General features: G+C 61.5%; 15 protein-coding genes. 9 read left to right on the top strand and 6 right to left on the bottom strand.

Annotated features, from left to right (window positions below; all coding sequences use genetic code 11):
• Positions 1 to 56: 56 nt before the first annotated feature.
• Together MUN81_RS09560 and MUN81_RS09555 are read right to left on the bottom strand one after the other, a co-directional pair.
• Positions 57 to 863 (bottom strand): DUF937 domain-containing protein, encoded by an 807-nt coding sequence (locus tag MUN81_RS09560; protein ID WP_245117074.1) that lies wholly within the window; start codon positions 861 to 863, stop codon positions 57 to 59.
• Positions 864 to 1163: 300 nt separating this feature from the next.
• On the bottom strand, positions 1164 to 1502 hold the full coding sequence (locus MUN81_RS09555) for a tetratricopeptide repeat protein (protein ID WP_245117073.1): 339 nt from the start codon (positions 1500 to 1502) through the stop codon (positions 1164 to 1166).
• A gap of 153 nt (positions 1503 to 1655) precedes the next feature.
• On the opposite strand from MUN81_RS09555, the gene MUN81_RS09550 reads away from it, so the two are divergent.
• The 4 genes from MUN81_RS09550 (at position 1656) to MUN81_RS09535 (ending at position 4955) form a co-directional block, all read left to right on the top strand.
• Positions 1656 to 2396, top strand: a complete 741-nt coding sequence (locus tag MUN81_RS09550; protein ID WP_245117072.1) for an electron transfer flavoprotein subunit beta/FixA family protein — start codon at positions 1656 to 1658, stop codon at positions 2394 to 2396.
• Between the two features lie 124 nt (positions 2397 to 2520).
• Positions 2521 to 3498, top strand: a complete 978-nt coding sequence (locus tag MUN81_RS09545; RefSeq protein WP_245117071.1) for an electron transfer flavoprotein subunit alpha/FixB family protein — start codon at positions 2521 to 2523, stop codon at positions 3496 to 3498.
• Positions 3499 to 3715: 217 nt separating this feature from the next.
• The gene (locus MUN81_RS09540) at positions 3716 to 4348 is read left to right on the top strand and encodes a bifunctional nuclease family protein (protein ID WP_245117070.1); all 633 of its coding nucleotides are present in this window, start codon (positions 3716 to 3718) and stop codon (positions 4346 to 4348) included.
• 76 nt (positions 4349 to 4424) lie between these two features.
• Positions 4425 to 4955 (top strand): YfiT family bacillithiol transferase, encoded by a 531-nt coding sequence (locus tag MUN81_RS09535; RefSeq protein ID WP_245117069.1) that lies wholly within the window; start codon positions 4425 to 4427, stop codon positions 4953 to 4955.
• A 95-nt stretch (positions 4956 to 5050) separates the two neighbouring features.
• Here MUN81_RS09535 and MUN81_RS09530 read toward each other — a convergent pair whose 3' ends face one another.
• On the bottom strand, positions 5051 to 5866 hold the full coding sequence (locus MUN81_RS09530) for an ATP-binding cassette domain-containing protein (protein ID WP_245117068.1): 816 nt from the start codon (positions 5864 to 5866) through the stop codon (positions 5051 to 5053).
• 94 nt (positions 5867 to 5960) lie between these two features.
• Positions 5961 to 6692 (bottom strand): ABC transporter permease, encoded by a 732-nt coding sequence (locus MUN81_RS09525; protein WP_245117067.1) that lies wholly within the window; start codon positions 6690 to 6692, stop codon positions 5961 to 5963.
• 98 nt (positions 6693 to 6790) lie between these two features.
• Here MUN81_RS09525 and MUN81_RS09520 point away from each other — a divergent pair, with 98 nt between their 5' ends.
• Complete coding sequence (locus MUN81_RS09520) at positions 6791 to 7513, top strand: SDR family oxidoreductase (protein ID WP_245117066.1); 723 nt, start codon at positions 6791 to 6793, stop codon at positions 7511 to 7513.
• A gap of 2 nt (positions 7514 to 7515) precedes the next feature.
• On the opposite strand, the gene MUN81_RS09515 is transcribed toward MUN81_RS09520, so the two are convergent.
• Both MUN81_RS09515 and MUN81_RS09510 read right to left on the bottom strand, forming a co-directional pair.
• On the bottom strand, positions 7516 to 7917 hold the full coding sequence (locus MUN81_RS09515) for a hypothetical protein (protein ID WP_245117065.1): 402 nt from the start codon (positions 7915 to 7917) through the stop codon (positions 7516 to 7518).
• A gap of 80 nt (positions 7918 to 7997) precedes the next feature.
• Positions 7998 to 8735: a DUF2807 domain-containing protein gene (locus tag MUN81_RS09510; protein WP_245117064.1), complete on the bottom strand. Its 738-nt coding sequence runs from the start codon at positions 8733 to 8735 to the stop codon at positions 7998 to 8000.
• Positions 8736 to 8816: 81 nt separating this feature from the next.
• On the opposite strand from MUN81_RS09510, the gene MUN81_RS09505 reads away from it, so the two are divergent.
• The 4 genes from MUN81_RS09505 to gldG all read left to right on the top strand — a co-directional run bounded on the left by MUN81_RS09505 (position 8817) and on the right by gldG (position 13128).
• Positions 8817 to 9512, top strand: coding sequence for an SDR family NAD(P)-dependent oxidoreductase (locus tag MUN81_RS09505; protein ID WP_245117063.1), 696 nt, complete (start codon positions 8817 to 8819; stop codon positions 9510 to 9512).
• A gap of 88 nt (positions 9513 to 9600) precedes the next feature.
• A complete protein-coding gene (gene gldA / locus MUN81_RS09500; RefSeq protein ID WP_245117062.1) occupies positions 9601 to 10509 on the top strand; it encodes a gliding motility-associated ABC transporter ATP-binding subunit GldA in 909 nt (302 codons plus the stop codon).
• Between the two features lie 163 nt (positions 10510 to 10672).
• A complete protein-coding gene (gldF, locus tag MUN81_RS09495; RefSeq protein WP_245117061.1) occupies positions 10673 to 11398 on the top strand; it encodes a gliding motility-associated ABC transporter permease subunit GldF in 726 nt (241 codons plus the stop codon).
• Positions 11398 to 13128, top strand: a complete 1731-nt coding sequence (gene gldG / locus MUN81_RS09490) for a gliding motility-associated ABC transporter substrate-binding protein GldG (protein ID WP_245117060.1) — start codon at positions 11398 to 11400, stop codon at positions 13126 to 13128. The genes gldF and gldG overlap by 1 nt, the downstream gene beginning before the upstream one ends.
• Positions 13129 to 13141: the final 13 nt, after the last annotated feature.

Raw genomic sequence — 13141 nt, 5'->3', positions numbered from 1 at the left:
AATGAAACATTCCGGCAGGCTGTAAACAACTGCTTAGCCTCGGCGAAAGGCCGGATTTACCAAGTGAAACCGTTCAGCGTGCCCAGCCGCTGTAGCACCAGTGGCACGGCCGGCTTCAGCACCGGCAAGGTATCGGCGGCCCAGTAGGTGGCCGCTACCAAGCCGCACAGGGTATCCCACAGGAAGGCGGTGCCCGTTGCTACGCTCACGAAGGCCAGCAGCGACTGGCCCATTTGCACGTGCAGTTTTCGCAGTCCTGCTCCCCGCTCCTGCTGCAGCGCCCCAAGTAGGCCCTCACCAACGGCTTGCTTAGGGCCAAGGGGGGCAAGCAGCGCACGCATCGCCGGGGGAGTTGAGGCGAGCAGTTCCGCTACGGGTACTTTGAGGTTGGCAAGGCACACGGCCAGTTCGGCCGCCGTGGCGTGCTGCGCCTGCTGGCCCAAGGTGGCTGCTGCCACCGCTCCCACTAGCTTTACCAAGTCCTCGGCAGCGGCCGGCTGCACGCCTGCGTGCGCGCTGAGCTGGTCGGCCAGCTGCAAAGCCTCGGCGCCAAATAGCGCAAACAGCAGCACCTCGGCCTGCCGCAGGGCGCCGCCCGCGGCAGGGCCGCTGCCGAGCATGCCCAGCGCGCAGGTCACGGGACTGACGCAGGTCGGAGCTTTGCGCAGGGCCTGCAGGCTCAGGGCGTGCACTTGCAGGGCCGCGCCCGCCTGCGCCTGCCTGATGATGGCCCCCAGCACCAGCGGTACGGCGGCCCCAAGCACCTTCCGCACGCGGGTTTCGCTTTCGCCGAGCCGCGCGGCCAGATGCCCGGTCAGCTCCGGCGAAAAGGTACCTTTTACAGTCGTGAGGAAAGTCTTCATTCGGGTAGAGTAAGTAGGTGGCTTCCCTCTTTACGGGCAAGGAGGGAAACAAAGTTGCTCACCGCGTGGCCGCTACCGATGGCCCTACCGATAAACCACAGTATTTGCCCGCTAAACTGCCCGCAGCTCCCGCCGAACGCAAAATCACCAACAGCACCGCTATGTAGCGGAATTTCTATACAATCAGCTCAAATCAGCAGCCCATTGCCCACCATACTGCTTGTATTCAACTACTGGAATCTACCGTAAGCCTGGCGCCCAAAGCATTGGTTAGCCTCTCAGTGAATGTCGGTTTAAGAGTTAGTCGTCTTCGTAGTCGAGGCCCAGGCACTGGTTCAGGGCCTGCAGCAATTCGCTGGCAGCGTGCTGCTGGCCGGCTTTTTTGGCCGTGGCCAAGCCGGCGCGATAAACCTTTTCGGCTTCGTCCTTCTTACCAAATTGCTCCAGCAGCTTGCCGGCGTGGTAATACGTGCCCACGTAATCAGGATGCTCCGTGAGCAGCTTCTGGTAAAACTCCCATGCATGCTCCGGCTCCTGGGCCCGGTATTCGGTGGCGAGGGCGTAAATGGTGAAGGCGTCGGTCGGGTCGTCTTCGTAGAAAGCCAGCAGCTGCTGCAAACGGGTGGCCGGGGTGTTCATAGGGCGCAAGTTTTGTTTACCTTTGGGGCAAAATTGCGGCTTTTCCCCCGCACTTGCCCTGACAAAGATGGGCTGCCGGAAACGGTTAGCTCTCGTAGGTTGTTATGCATGCAGCCTTTTTTTCGCTTTTTCGCCCACTCAAGCCCCGTTTAGATGAAGTTTCTGGTTTGCATTTCCAACGTGCCCGACACGACCACCAAAATCACCTTCACTCCCGATAACAAGGAGTTCAACAAGGCCGGGGTGCAGTTCGTGATTAACCCCTGGGACGAATACGCCCTCACCCGCGCCATTGAGCTGAAGGAAGCCGCCGGCAGCGGCACCGTGACGGTGCTGAACGTGGGCCAGGCCGACACCGAGCCCAACATCCGCAAGGCCCTGGCTATTGGCGCCGACGACGCCATCCGCGTGGATGCCGTCCCCACCGATGCCTACTTCGTGGCCGAGCAGATTGCTGCCATTGCCAAGGAAGGTGCCTATGACGTGATTTTGATGGGCAAGGAAAGCATCGACTACAACGGCTTCCAGGTGCACGGCATGGTGGGCGAGATGCTGGGCATCACCACGGTGGCCCCGGCCATGAAGCTCGACCTGAGCGGCAACACCGCCACGCTGGAGCGCGAAATTGAGGGCGGCAAGGAGATTGTGACCGTCAACACGCCCTTCGTGGCCTCTTGCCAGCAGCCCATGTGCGAGCCCCGCATCCCCAACATGCGCGGCATCATGACGGCCCGCACCAAGCCCCTGAAAGTGGTACCCGCCGTGGGCGAGCCCGCCCGCACCACCGTGGCCGAGTACGCGCTGCCGCCCAAGAAGCAGGGCGTGAAGCTCATCGACGCCGAAAACGCCGGCGAGCTCATCAAGCTGCTCCGCAACGAAGCCAAAGTAATTTAATTACGTCTGTCATGCTGACGAAGGAAGCATCTTATCACGGCTGCTTTCGTTGGCTTTAACTAAACCAATGGCGCCAGCGTGATAAGGTCCTTCGCTGCGCTCAGGATGACAAAAAGCAAAAACCATGTCTGTATTAGTTGTAGTTGAATGCGCCGACGGCGAAGTAAAAAAGTCGTCGCTGGAAGTGGCCTCGTATGGTGCCCAGGTAGCGGCCCAACTGGGCACCACCGCCACGGCCATTGCCGTAGGCGAAGCCAATGAAGCCAACCTGGCCAAGCTGGGCGAGCAGGGCATCACGAAAGTGCTGTACGACGCCGAGCCCCGCCTGAAGGACTTCGTGAACAACGCCTACACCAAGCTCATCGCCACGGCGGCCGAGCAGGAAAGCGCTAAAATCATTGTGCTGGCCAACAGCAACATCGGTGCGGCTGTGGGTTCGCGCCTGTCGGTGCGCCTGAAGGCCAGCCTGGCCACCAACGTGGTGGAGCTGCCCAAAATCAGCGGCGACCAGTTCACGGTGAAGCGCGGCGCATTCTCGGGCAAGGCGTTTTCGGACGTGGTGCTGAGCGGCGACCGCAAAATCATTGCCGTGAAGAAAAATTCGACCGAGGCCCAGCACGACGCCGGCAAAACCGCCGAAGTGACGAGCTTCTCGGCCCAGCTGTCGGACGCCGATTTTGCCGATGCTCCCAAGCAGGTGGTGATGCAGGACCAGGCGGGCGGCGTGCTGCTGCCCGAGGCCGAGCGCGTGGTGTCGGGCGGCCGCGGCATGAAAGGCCCCGAAAACTGGGGCCTGATTGAGGACCTGGCCAAAGCCCTGGGCGCGGCCACGGCCTGCTCCAAGCCGGTGAGCGACGTGGACTGGCGCCCTCACCACGAGCACGTGGGCCAAACGGGCATTACCGTGTCGCCGAACCTGTACATTGCCTGCGGCATTTCGGGTGCCATTCAGCACCTGGCCGGCGTGAACAGCAGCAAAGTCATCGTGGTCATCAACAAAGACCCCGAAGCCCCCTTCTTTAAAGCGGCGGACTACGGCATTGTGGGCGATGTGTTCGACGTATTGCCTAAACTGACGGCGGCTGTTAAAGCGCTGAATTAATTCCGCTTACATGGGAATGGGGGCTTAGGCAGCTGGTTTTCGCAAGGACGCCGGGGCTTAAGCCCCCAATCTTTTTTCGGTTATCCCGTATTACGGGGGAGGTTTTGGCGGCAGATGCCCGGACTTTTCTTTATTTGCACGTACATCCTGCCCACCGGCCGCGGCCGGGCCCTGCCCATCCTTCCCAAGCCACCCAAGACACACAGTACCCATTCCCTTGAAAAAAATCCAGCTTGAAATCCTGGGCCTGTCGTCCAGCCAGTCGCAGTCTGGCTCCTTCGCGCTGATTCTGGGCGAGAAGGGCGGCAACCGCCGCCTGCCCATCATCATCGGCATGTTCGAGGCCCAGAGCATTGCCATCCAAATCGAGAAAATCAGCCCCAACCGCCCGCTCACCCACGACCTGTTCAAGTCCTTTGCCGAGCACGTGCACGTGGTGATTCTGGAAGTGGTGATTTCCGATTTGAAGGAAGGCGTGTTCTATTCGCGCATCGTGTGCTCGGACGGCGCCACCACCTTCGACATAGACGCCCGGCCTTCTGATGCCATTGCCATTGGCCTGCGTTTCGGCGTGCCCATCTACACCGTGGAAAGCGTGCTGAGCGAGGCCGGCATCATCCTCTCCGACCTCGATGAGGTGGAAAGCGAGGCGGAAGAAGACGAGGACGAAGACGACGAGGACGACGATTCGGACGCTCCCCGGCCCAGCCGGGCCCAGCCCGAACCGCGCGAGCCCAGCGGCCAGGTGTCGTTGGACGAGCTGACCAAAATGCTGGCCCAGGCCCTCGAAAAGGAGGATTACGAAAAGGCCGCCAAAATCCGCGACGAGCTCAACAAGCGCAACGGGTAAACCCAAACCCTTGTTTTATGCCAAATACGAAAGCGCCGCCTCACTCAGAGGCGGCGCTTTTGCTTTCTTTGCCCCCATGAATGCATCCGACGACTCCCTGAAATACCCCGTGGGACGCCCGCAACTGCCCAGCGGGCCCCTCACTCCTGCCGAACGCACCGTGCTTATCGGGCAGATAGCTGAGCTTCCGGCCCAGCTCACAGCAGCCGCCAAGGCCGTGGGCGGCGTGGGCCTGGAACGCCCCTACCGCCCCGGCGGCTGGAACGGCCGCCAGGTAATACACCACGTGGCCGACTCTCACCTGAACGCCTACGTGCGTTTCAAGCTGGCCCTGACTGAGGAAAATCCCACCATTAAGCCCTACGAGGAAGCGGCCTGGGCCGAGCTGCCAGATGTGGCGGCCACGCCCATCACCGTGTCGCTCACCTTGCTGGAGGCGCTGCATTCGCGCTTTGTGACGCTGCTGCACCACCTCACCGAAGAGCAATGGCAGCGCACCTTCTACCACCCCGGCAACCAACGCACTTCGACGCTGGACCAGACGCTGGCGCTATATGCCTGGCACGGGCGGCACCACTTGGGGCATCTGCAGTTGTTGCAGGCGTAGGAGCATAAAAAGCGTACCCCGAAGCTGCGCTTCGGCCCGGCGGGTATTGCTCCTGCGGACCGAAGCGCAGCTTCGGGTTACACTTTTATCCGATTCTAGATGCCGCCGCCGGCTTCGCTTTCTTCGGTGAAAGCAGCCATGCCGCCTTCGGTTTCTTCGTCAATGCGCTTGGCGGCGCGCACCAGACTGCTGCTGAAAATGAACTCCTTGAGCTCGGGCACGGTGGCGTTGAGGATTTCGTCTTTGGTGCCGTCCCAGAGCTTTTTGCCTTGGTGCAGGAAGATGATGTGCTCGCCGATTTCAATCACCGAGTTCATGTCGTGGGTCACGATGACGGTGGTGATGTTGTATTCGTGCGTGATTTCGTGAATCAACTCGTCAATCTTGATGCTGGTGGCGGGGTCGAGGCCGGAGTTGGGCTCGTCGCAAAACAGGTAGGTACACTGCGGGGCAATGGCGCGGGCAATGCCCACGCGTTTCTTCATGCCGCCCGAGATTTCGGCGGGCATCTTGTCGCCGGCGTTTTCGAGGCCCACGCGCTTGAGACAGAATTCTACTCGTTCGCGGCGCTCTTCGGGCGTCATTTCAGGCGTCAGCATCTGGAGCGGAAACTCCACGTTCTGGGCCACCGTCATGGAGTCGAACAGGGCCGAGCCCTGGAACAGCATCCCGATTTTGCGCCGGATTTCCTGCCGGATGTCAATTTTGCTGTTAGTGTACACCGTGCCATCAAAGGTGATGGAACCGATGTCGGGCTTCATCAGCCCCACGATGCACTGCAGGAGCACGCTTTTGCCGGTGCCCGAACCGCCGAGCAGCAGGTTGCACTTGCCCGATTCGAACACGCACGAAATGCCTTTGAGCACGGGCGTGCCGTTGAACGACTTTTCGATGTTGGATACTTCAATCATGATTCAATGAGTGAATGGGCGCATGGCTGAATGGCTGAATGAGTGGCTTCCGCAGCTTCACTCATTCGCCCATTCAGCCATTCAGCCATTGTTTTTAAAGCAGCAGCGCCGCCAGGGCGAAGTCGGCAATCAGGATGGCGATGATGGAGTTGGTCACGGCGCCGGTGCTGGCCGCGCCCACTTCGAGGGCACCGCCGGTGGTGAAATAGCCCTTAAACGACGAGATGCCCGACACCAGGAAGGCAAACACCACGGCCTTGATGAGGGCGAAAAGAATGTTGTAAGGAATAAAATCGGTGCGAATGCCTTCCACGTAGTCCTGGGCCGTCATCACGCCGGTGAGCGTGCCGGCGAGATAGCCGCCCAAGATGGACAGCAGCATGGCCATGATGACCAGCAGCGGAAACATGAGCACGGCCGCCAGAATGCGCGGCAGCACGAGGTACGAGGTCGAATTGATGCCCATTACTTCGAGGGCTGAAATCTGCTCGGTGATGCGCATGGTGCCCAGGCCGCCGGCGATGCTGGAACCCACTTTGCCGGCCAGCACGATGCTGGTGATGGTGGGCGCGAGCTCGAGAATAGTCATTTCGCGCACCATGTAGCCGATGGTGGACTGCGGAATGAGCGGATTGGTGAGGTTGTAAGCAATCTGGACGCAGGTAACGGCGCCGATGAAGGCCGACACGATGGACACGATGACCACGGAATCGACCCCGATGAGAATGGCTTCGTCGATGGTGCGGTTCCAGAGGACGCGGAACCGCTCGGTGCGCGTGACCATGCCGCGCAGAAAGAGAACGAACGAGCCGAAAGTTGTTAGCATGAGGTTGGGTAAGAATTAAAGCCGAAGTTTGGGGCCCGGCGTTGCGACGCAAGACGTTTGAGGCGCCGCGGGACTTTACGTAAAATCAGGAGAAGACAGTGGAACCGAACGAAAAATTAATTGTCGTGACCGGCGGCAGCAAAGGTATTGGCCGCGCCGTCGTGTCGCGCTTTCTGCAGGCGGGCTTTCCGGTGGCCACCTGCGCCCGCTCAAGCGACGACCTGGCGGCCCTCACCGCCGAACTTAGCGCTGCCATTCCCGGCGCCGCGCTGCACACCCTACCCGCCGACCTCAGCCAGCCCGGCGACTGCGCCCGCTTTGCGGCCTTCGTGCAAAGCCTGGACCTGCCCGTGGAAGTGCTGGTGAACAACGCCGGCGCCTTCGTGCCCGGCCGCCTGCAGGACGAGCCCGCCGACGGCTCGCAGCTGCGCCAGATGCTGGCCGTGAACCTGCTCAGCGCCTACGACGTGACCCTGCCCCTGCTGCCGGGTTTCATTGCCCAGGGCCGGGGGCACATTTTCACCATTTGCTCCACGGCCAGCATCACGGCCTACCCCAACGGCGGCTCCTACGGCATTGCCAAGCACGCCCTGCTGGGCTTCACCAAAAACCTGCGCGAGGAGCTGAAGCCCAGCGGCGTGCGCGTGACGGCGGTGCTGCCCGGCCCCACCCTCACGGCCAGCTGGGCCGGTGTGGACCTGCCCGCCGAGCGGTTCGTGCAGGCCGAAGATGTGGCCGAAGCCGTGTTCGGCACCTACTCGCTCTCGCCCCACGCCGTGGTAGAAGAATTATTGATTCGGCCACAGCTGGGCGATTTGTAGCTTTAAGAAGCTTGGCTGGGACGACGAATCCAACGCTGATAGACGAAGAGCAATGCCATGGCCCAGAACAGCGTTTCGGCAAGGCCGGCCAGCGGCCGTATCATGGGAGGATAAACTGCTACAAACGCCAGCGCGGCGCAGGCAGCACCCACCCAGGCTAGCTTGAGGTGGTCGAGCAAGCGGCGCTGCGGCTTGGCCCGGTACCACCAGGCGGAGCTGCCCGCCACCAGGGCAGCTCCGGCCAGCAGTATTTCGTCGCCCATCGCCCAATGCTCAATTTTAAATAGCGCGCCGAAGGCTGCCAGCCCAATGCCGGCCGCCAGGGCCACTACCACCGGCCAGCGGCTTTCGCGCCACATGGCACTGCTACACGCCATGAAAACCAGCAGCCCGAATTTTATCACCGGGTAAGCGAGTCCTAATCCAGAAGCGAATTGAAAATCCGGCAATTGCATGTGGGATTGAACTGATGCAGTCGGGCAAATTACTCGGTTTTCTTGCCGCCCCGGCCCGTCACGCGGATGTCGACGAACGCAGGCGGCCCACCGTAGTACAGGGTGCCGTTGCCGGCCACGGTGGCGCCCAGGCGCTGCGACGCCCGCACGTGCGCGTCGCCGTCGCTGTCGCGGGTCAGGTTCACGTCGCAGCTTTGCGGCGTGATGCCCTGCGCAAAAAGCCGGCCCGCGCCCCCCAGCGTGCAGTTCATGTAGTCGGTGGTGCCGCGCACGGTGATGTCGCCCAACTCGTACTGGTCGAGGAAAAGCTGCTTGGCCCGCACCGTAAGGTCGTAGTCGCCGGCTCCGATGAGGTGGAAGAAAACGGTATCCTGCACGAACTCGCCCACGGTGCTGCCGTTGCCCTGGCCGCGCATAAACACGTTGGTAATGCGCGGCAGGTGCAGCGTGACTTCGCGGGGCGAGTCGTAGCTGCGGGTCCAGTTGCAGGTGCTGGTGTTGTTGATTTCGAGCGAATTGCCTTTACGGGTGAGCACAATTTCGCTAATCAGGTTTTCGCCGGCACGCACCTCGGCGTAGGTTTTGGTATCCTGCACGAGGCGCAGGTCCACGTTGTCAAAGGCCGTGACGGTGACCAGGCCCGGTTCCACGTCGCGCTGCTGCGTCACAACGGCGCCCGTGCTCTTGAGGCAGTCGGGCCCCGAATTGCAGGTGCTAAGGCTCAGGGCCAGCCCCACGGCCGCTGCGCTGCGGACGGCGACGCGCATTCCTTTAAACCACCTAAGGCCGCTAACTTGCGGCCGCAAACTCGTATAGCGCATTTGCATCCTTACTTTTCCCAAAGATAAATGGACCTCACCGGCAAAGTCGCCATCGTCACCGGCGCAAGCAAAGGAATCGGCCGTGCCACCGTCGAAGCGCTGTTGGCGCGCGGTGCCGCCGTGGCCGGCTGGGCGCGCTCCGCTCCCACTGGCCTGGTGCACGACCGGTTTCAGTTTTTTGCCTGCGACGTGCAGGACGAACACTCCATTGCCGAGGCCTTCACCAACACGCAGCGCGAGCTGGGCTCCGAAATCCACGTGCTGGTAAACAACGCCGGCCTGGGCATCATGGGCGAAGTCGACGGCTTCCGGACCGAGGACTGGAAAACCATGTTCGACACCAACGTGCTGGGCACGTTCCTGTGTACCCGCGCCGTGTTGCCGCAAATGAAGAAGCAGCACGCCGGCCACATCGTGAACGTGGCCTCGCTGGCCGCCACGGCGGGCACGGCCGGCATGAGCGGCTACTGCGCCACCAAATATGCCGTGCGCGGCTTCTCGGACGCGCTGTTTAAAGAGGTGCGGCCCGCTGGCATTCGCGTGACGTGCGTGATGCCCGGCTCGGTCGAAACCAACTTCAACGGCAACGAGCCCGGCGCCGAGCCCAGCCCCTACAAGATGCAGCCCGAAGCCATTGCCGACGCCATTGTGCACGCCATCGAGGCGCCCGACACCACGATGGTGTCGGAAATTCAGCTGCGGCCGGCGAACGTGAAAAACTAGTGCTTGGTGCATGGTGCTTCGTGCCTGGCACCAACAGGGCAAGCGACAACAAACCAAGCACCATGCACCAACAACCAAGCACCAACCAATGGTAGAAATTGAACACCTGACCAAAACCTACGGCACCCAAAACGCCGTGGACAACATCAGCTTCACGGCGGGCAAAGGTGAGATTGTGGGTTTCCTCGGGCCAAACGGCGCGGGCAAAAGCACGACCATGAAAATTGCCACCGGCTACCTACCGCCCACGGCGGGCACCGTGCGCGTGGCCGGCCACGATGTGCTTACCGACAGCCTGGCCGTGCGCCGGCACGTGGGCTACCTGCCCGAACACAACCCGCTCTACCTGGACATGTACGTGCACGAGTACCTCGAATTCATCGGCTCGGTGCACGGGCTGAGCGGCCGCAACCTGCGCACCCGCGTGGCCGAGCTGGTGCGCCGGGTGGGCCTGAGCCGCGAGCAGAACAAGCAGATTGGGGCGCTCAGCAAAGGCTACCGGCAGCGCGTGGGCCTGGCCCAGGCCCTCATTCACGACCCCGACGTGCTCATCCTCGACGAGCCCACCACCGGCCTCGACCCCAACCAGATTCTGGAAATCCGCCAGCTCATTCGGGAAGTGGGCGAGGACAAAACCGTCATTTTCAGCACCCACATTTTGCCCGAAGTCACGGCGCTATGCTCGCGCGTGCTCATCATCAGCCGCGGCAAGCTGGTGGCCGACAGCCCGGTGGCCGAGCTGGCCGCCCGTGCCGCCGGCGAAACGGTGGTCCGTGCCGAGTTTGAAGGCGCCGTGGACGCCACCAAGCTGGCGCAGCTGCCGGGTGTGCGCCACGTGGAAGCCGCGCCGGGTGGCGTGGTGCTGCTACGCACCGCCCCGGGCGTGGACGTGCGCGCGGCAGTGTCTCGGCTGGCCGGCCAGGAAGGCTGGATTTTGCTGGGGCTGCGGCAGGAGCACCAGAGCCTGGAGGAGGTGTTTGGGGAACTGACGAAATGATGAATTGAACGTCATGCTGAGCGAAGCGCAGCGAAGTCGAAGCATCTCGCGTGCCACCACTAATCCATGACGTTGTAACGACTGAATTACTACCACACGCGAGATGCTTCGACTTCGCTGCGCTCCGCTCAGCATGACGTTCTTTTACCGGCACTAACGCCTTATGCTCACCATTCTAAGAAAAGAATTCAACGCCTTCCTGAACTCCCCCGTGGCCTACGTGGTGCTGGGGGTTTTCCTGATTGCGACAGGCCTGTTCGTTTGGGTATTTCCCGACAGCAGCGTGCTCGACTACGGCTATGCCGACCTGCAGACGCTGTTTAATCTGGCCCCGTGGATTTTCCTGTTTCTCATCCCGGCCATTACCATGCGCACCTTTGCCGAGGAGAAAAAGGCCGGCACCATTGAGTTGCTCCTGACGCGCCCGCTCACCGACGGGCAGATAATCGGCGGCAAGTACCTGGCTTGCTTCTTACTTGCCTTGCTGGCCCTGATTCCCACGCTCCTCTACTACTTCTCGGTGTACAAGCTGGGCAGCCCCGAGGGCAACATCGACTCGGCCGCCACGGTAGGTTCGTATCTGGGCCTGGCGCTGCTGGCGGCGGTGTTTGCGGCCATCGGCATCCTGGCTTCGGCCCTTACCCGCGACCAGATTATTGCGTTTCTGGTGGCGGTGGTGGGGTGCTTTCTGATTTACTCAGGCTTCGACTCGCTGGCCTCGGTGCTGGAGGGCAGCCCGGCTTATTACATCAGCCAGCTGGGCATTGCGGCGCATTACCGCGACCTGAGCAAGGGCCTGATTGACTCGCGCGACGTAGTTTATTTCTTTAGTGTGGTTGCGGTGGCGTTGCAGGCCACGCGGCTGGTGTTACGGAGCCGCAATTGGTAATGGAAAATACGTTGACTAATTCGCCGGCCACGGCCCCCGTTCCTGCTTCGCGCAAACAGCGCGACCTGCTGGCGTTTGCCGCCGTACTGGGCGGGCTGCTGCTGTTCAATTTCATTGCGCAGCGCTTCTTTTTCCGGGTCGATTTGACCGAGGAAAAGCGCTACACCATGTCCGACGCGACCAAAAAGCTGTTGCGCGACCTGAAGCAGCCGGTCACCATCACGGTCTACCTCACCGGCGATTTCCCGCCGGCTTTCCGCCGCCTGGAGCAGGGCGTGCGCGAAACGCTGAACGAGTTTCAGGTATACGGCGGCGCCAATTTGAATTACATTTTCATCGACCCCAGCGCGGGTGGCACCGAAGCAGCGCGCAATGCCTTTTACACCACCCTCTTCAAAAAAGGCCTGAAACCCACCAACCTCGGCGCCACCGAAAACGGCAAGCGCGTCGAGAAAATCATCTTCCCCTGGGCGGTGGTGAGCGTGGGCGGCAAAGACCGTAACGTGCTATTACTGCGCGGCAACCAAGCCGCCCCCGCCGACGTGCGCCTCAACCAAAGCATCGAAGGGTTAGAATATGAGCTGGCCAGCACCATCCGGACGCTCGTGCCGGCGTTGCGCAAGCGCATTGGCGTCATCGAAGGCCACGGTGAACTCACCAATGCGCAGGCGGGCGACATCCTTGGCACCTGGCAGCAGCAGTACGACGTGTTTCGCGTGACGCTGAACAAGGTAAAGGACCTCAGCGCGCTCGATGCTGTGGTAGTGGCCCAACCCAAATCGCCCTACACTGAGGACGAGAAGTTCAAGCTCGACCAGTTCATCACCAATGGCGGCCGGGCGCTGTTTTTCGTCGATGCACTGCGGGTGGACCTCGACAGCGTGAGCCGCAACGGCGTGGCCCTGGCCACGCCCTACAATCTTAATTTGGACGACCTCTTCTTCAAGTACGGTCTGCGCCTGAACCAGAACCTGCTGCTCGACCTCAACAGCGGCCAGATTCCGTTGGTGACCGGCATGGACGGCAACAAGCCCAAAATCGAGCCCATGCCCTGGCAGCTCTATCCGCTTATCAACAAGTTCAGCCCCCACCCCATCACCCGCAACCTCGACGCGGTGTACCTGAAGTTCGTCGGCAACATGGACACAGTGAAGGCCACCGGCATCCGCAAAACTGCCCTGATGACCACCTCGCGCTACACCCGCGTGCTGCCCGCTCCGGTGCCCATCAACTTCAACGACGCCCGCCTGGAGCCCAACCCCAAGCTCTACCAGAAGGGTTTTCAGCCGGTGGCGTATTTGCTCGAAGGCCAGTTTACCTCGCTCTTTGCCAACCGCGCCCGGCCCGGCACCCTGCAGTTCCAGCCCGAAAAGCCGGCCAACGCCAAGCCCAGCAAAATACTGGTCGTGTCCGACGGCGACTTCATCCGCTCCGATATCGACCCCAAAACCGGCAACCCCTACCGCCTCGGCTTCGACCGCCTCGCCAACACCGAATTTGCCAACCGCGAGCTGGTCCTCAACGCCACCGACTACCTGCTCGACGAAACCGGTCTTATTGCCGTGCGCGGCAAGCAAATCACCCTCCGCCCCCTCGACAAAGTGAAGCTGGCCGAACAGCGCCGCCGCTGGCAACTGCTGAACCTCGGCGCGCCGCTGCTGCTATTGGGCGTGTTCGGGGCCGTGCGGTCGTGGCGGCGCAAGCGGCGGTATGCGGGGTTTGCGGGGTAGCAGCCAAGAATAA

The sequence above is a fragment of the Hymenobacter sp. 5317J-9 genome (assembly GCF_022921075.1).
GTDB lineage: Bacteria > Bacteroidota > Bacteroidia > Cytophagales > Hymenobacteraceae > Hymenobacter.
This window is presented reverse-complemented; position numbering and strand designations above follow the sequence as displayed.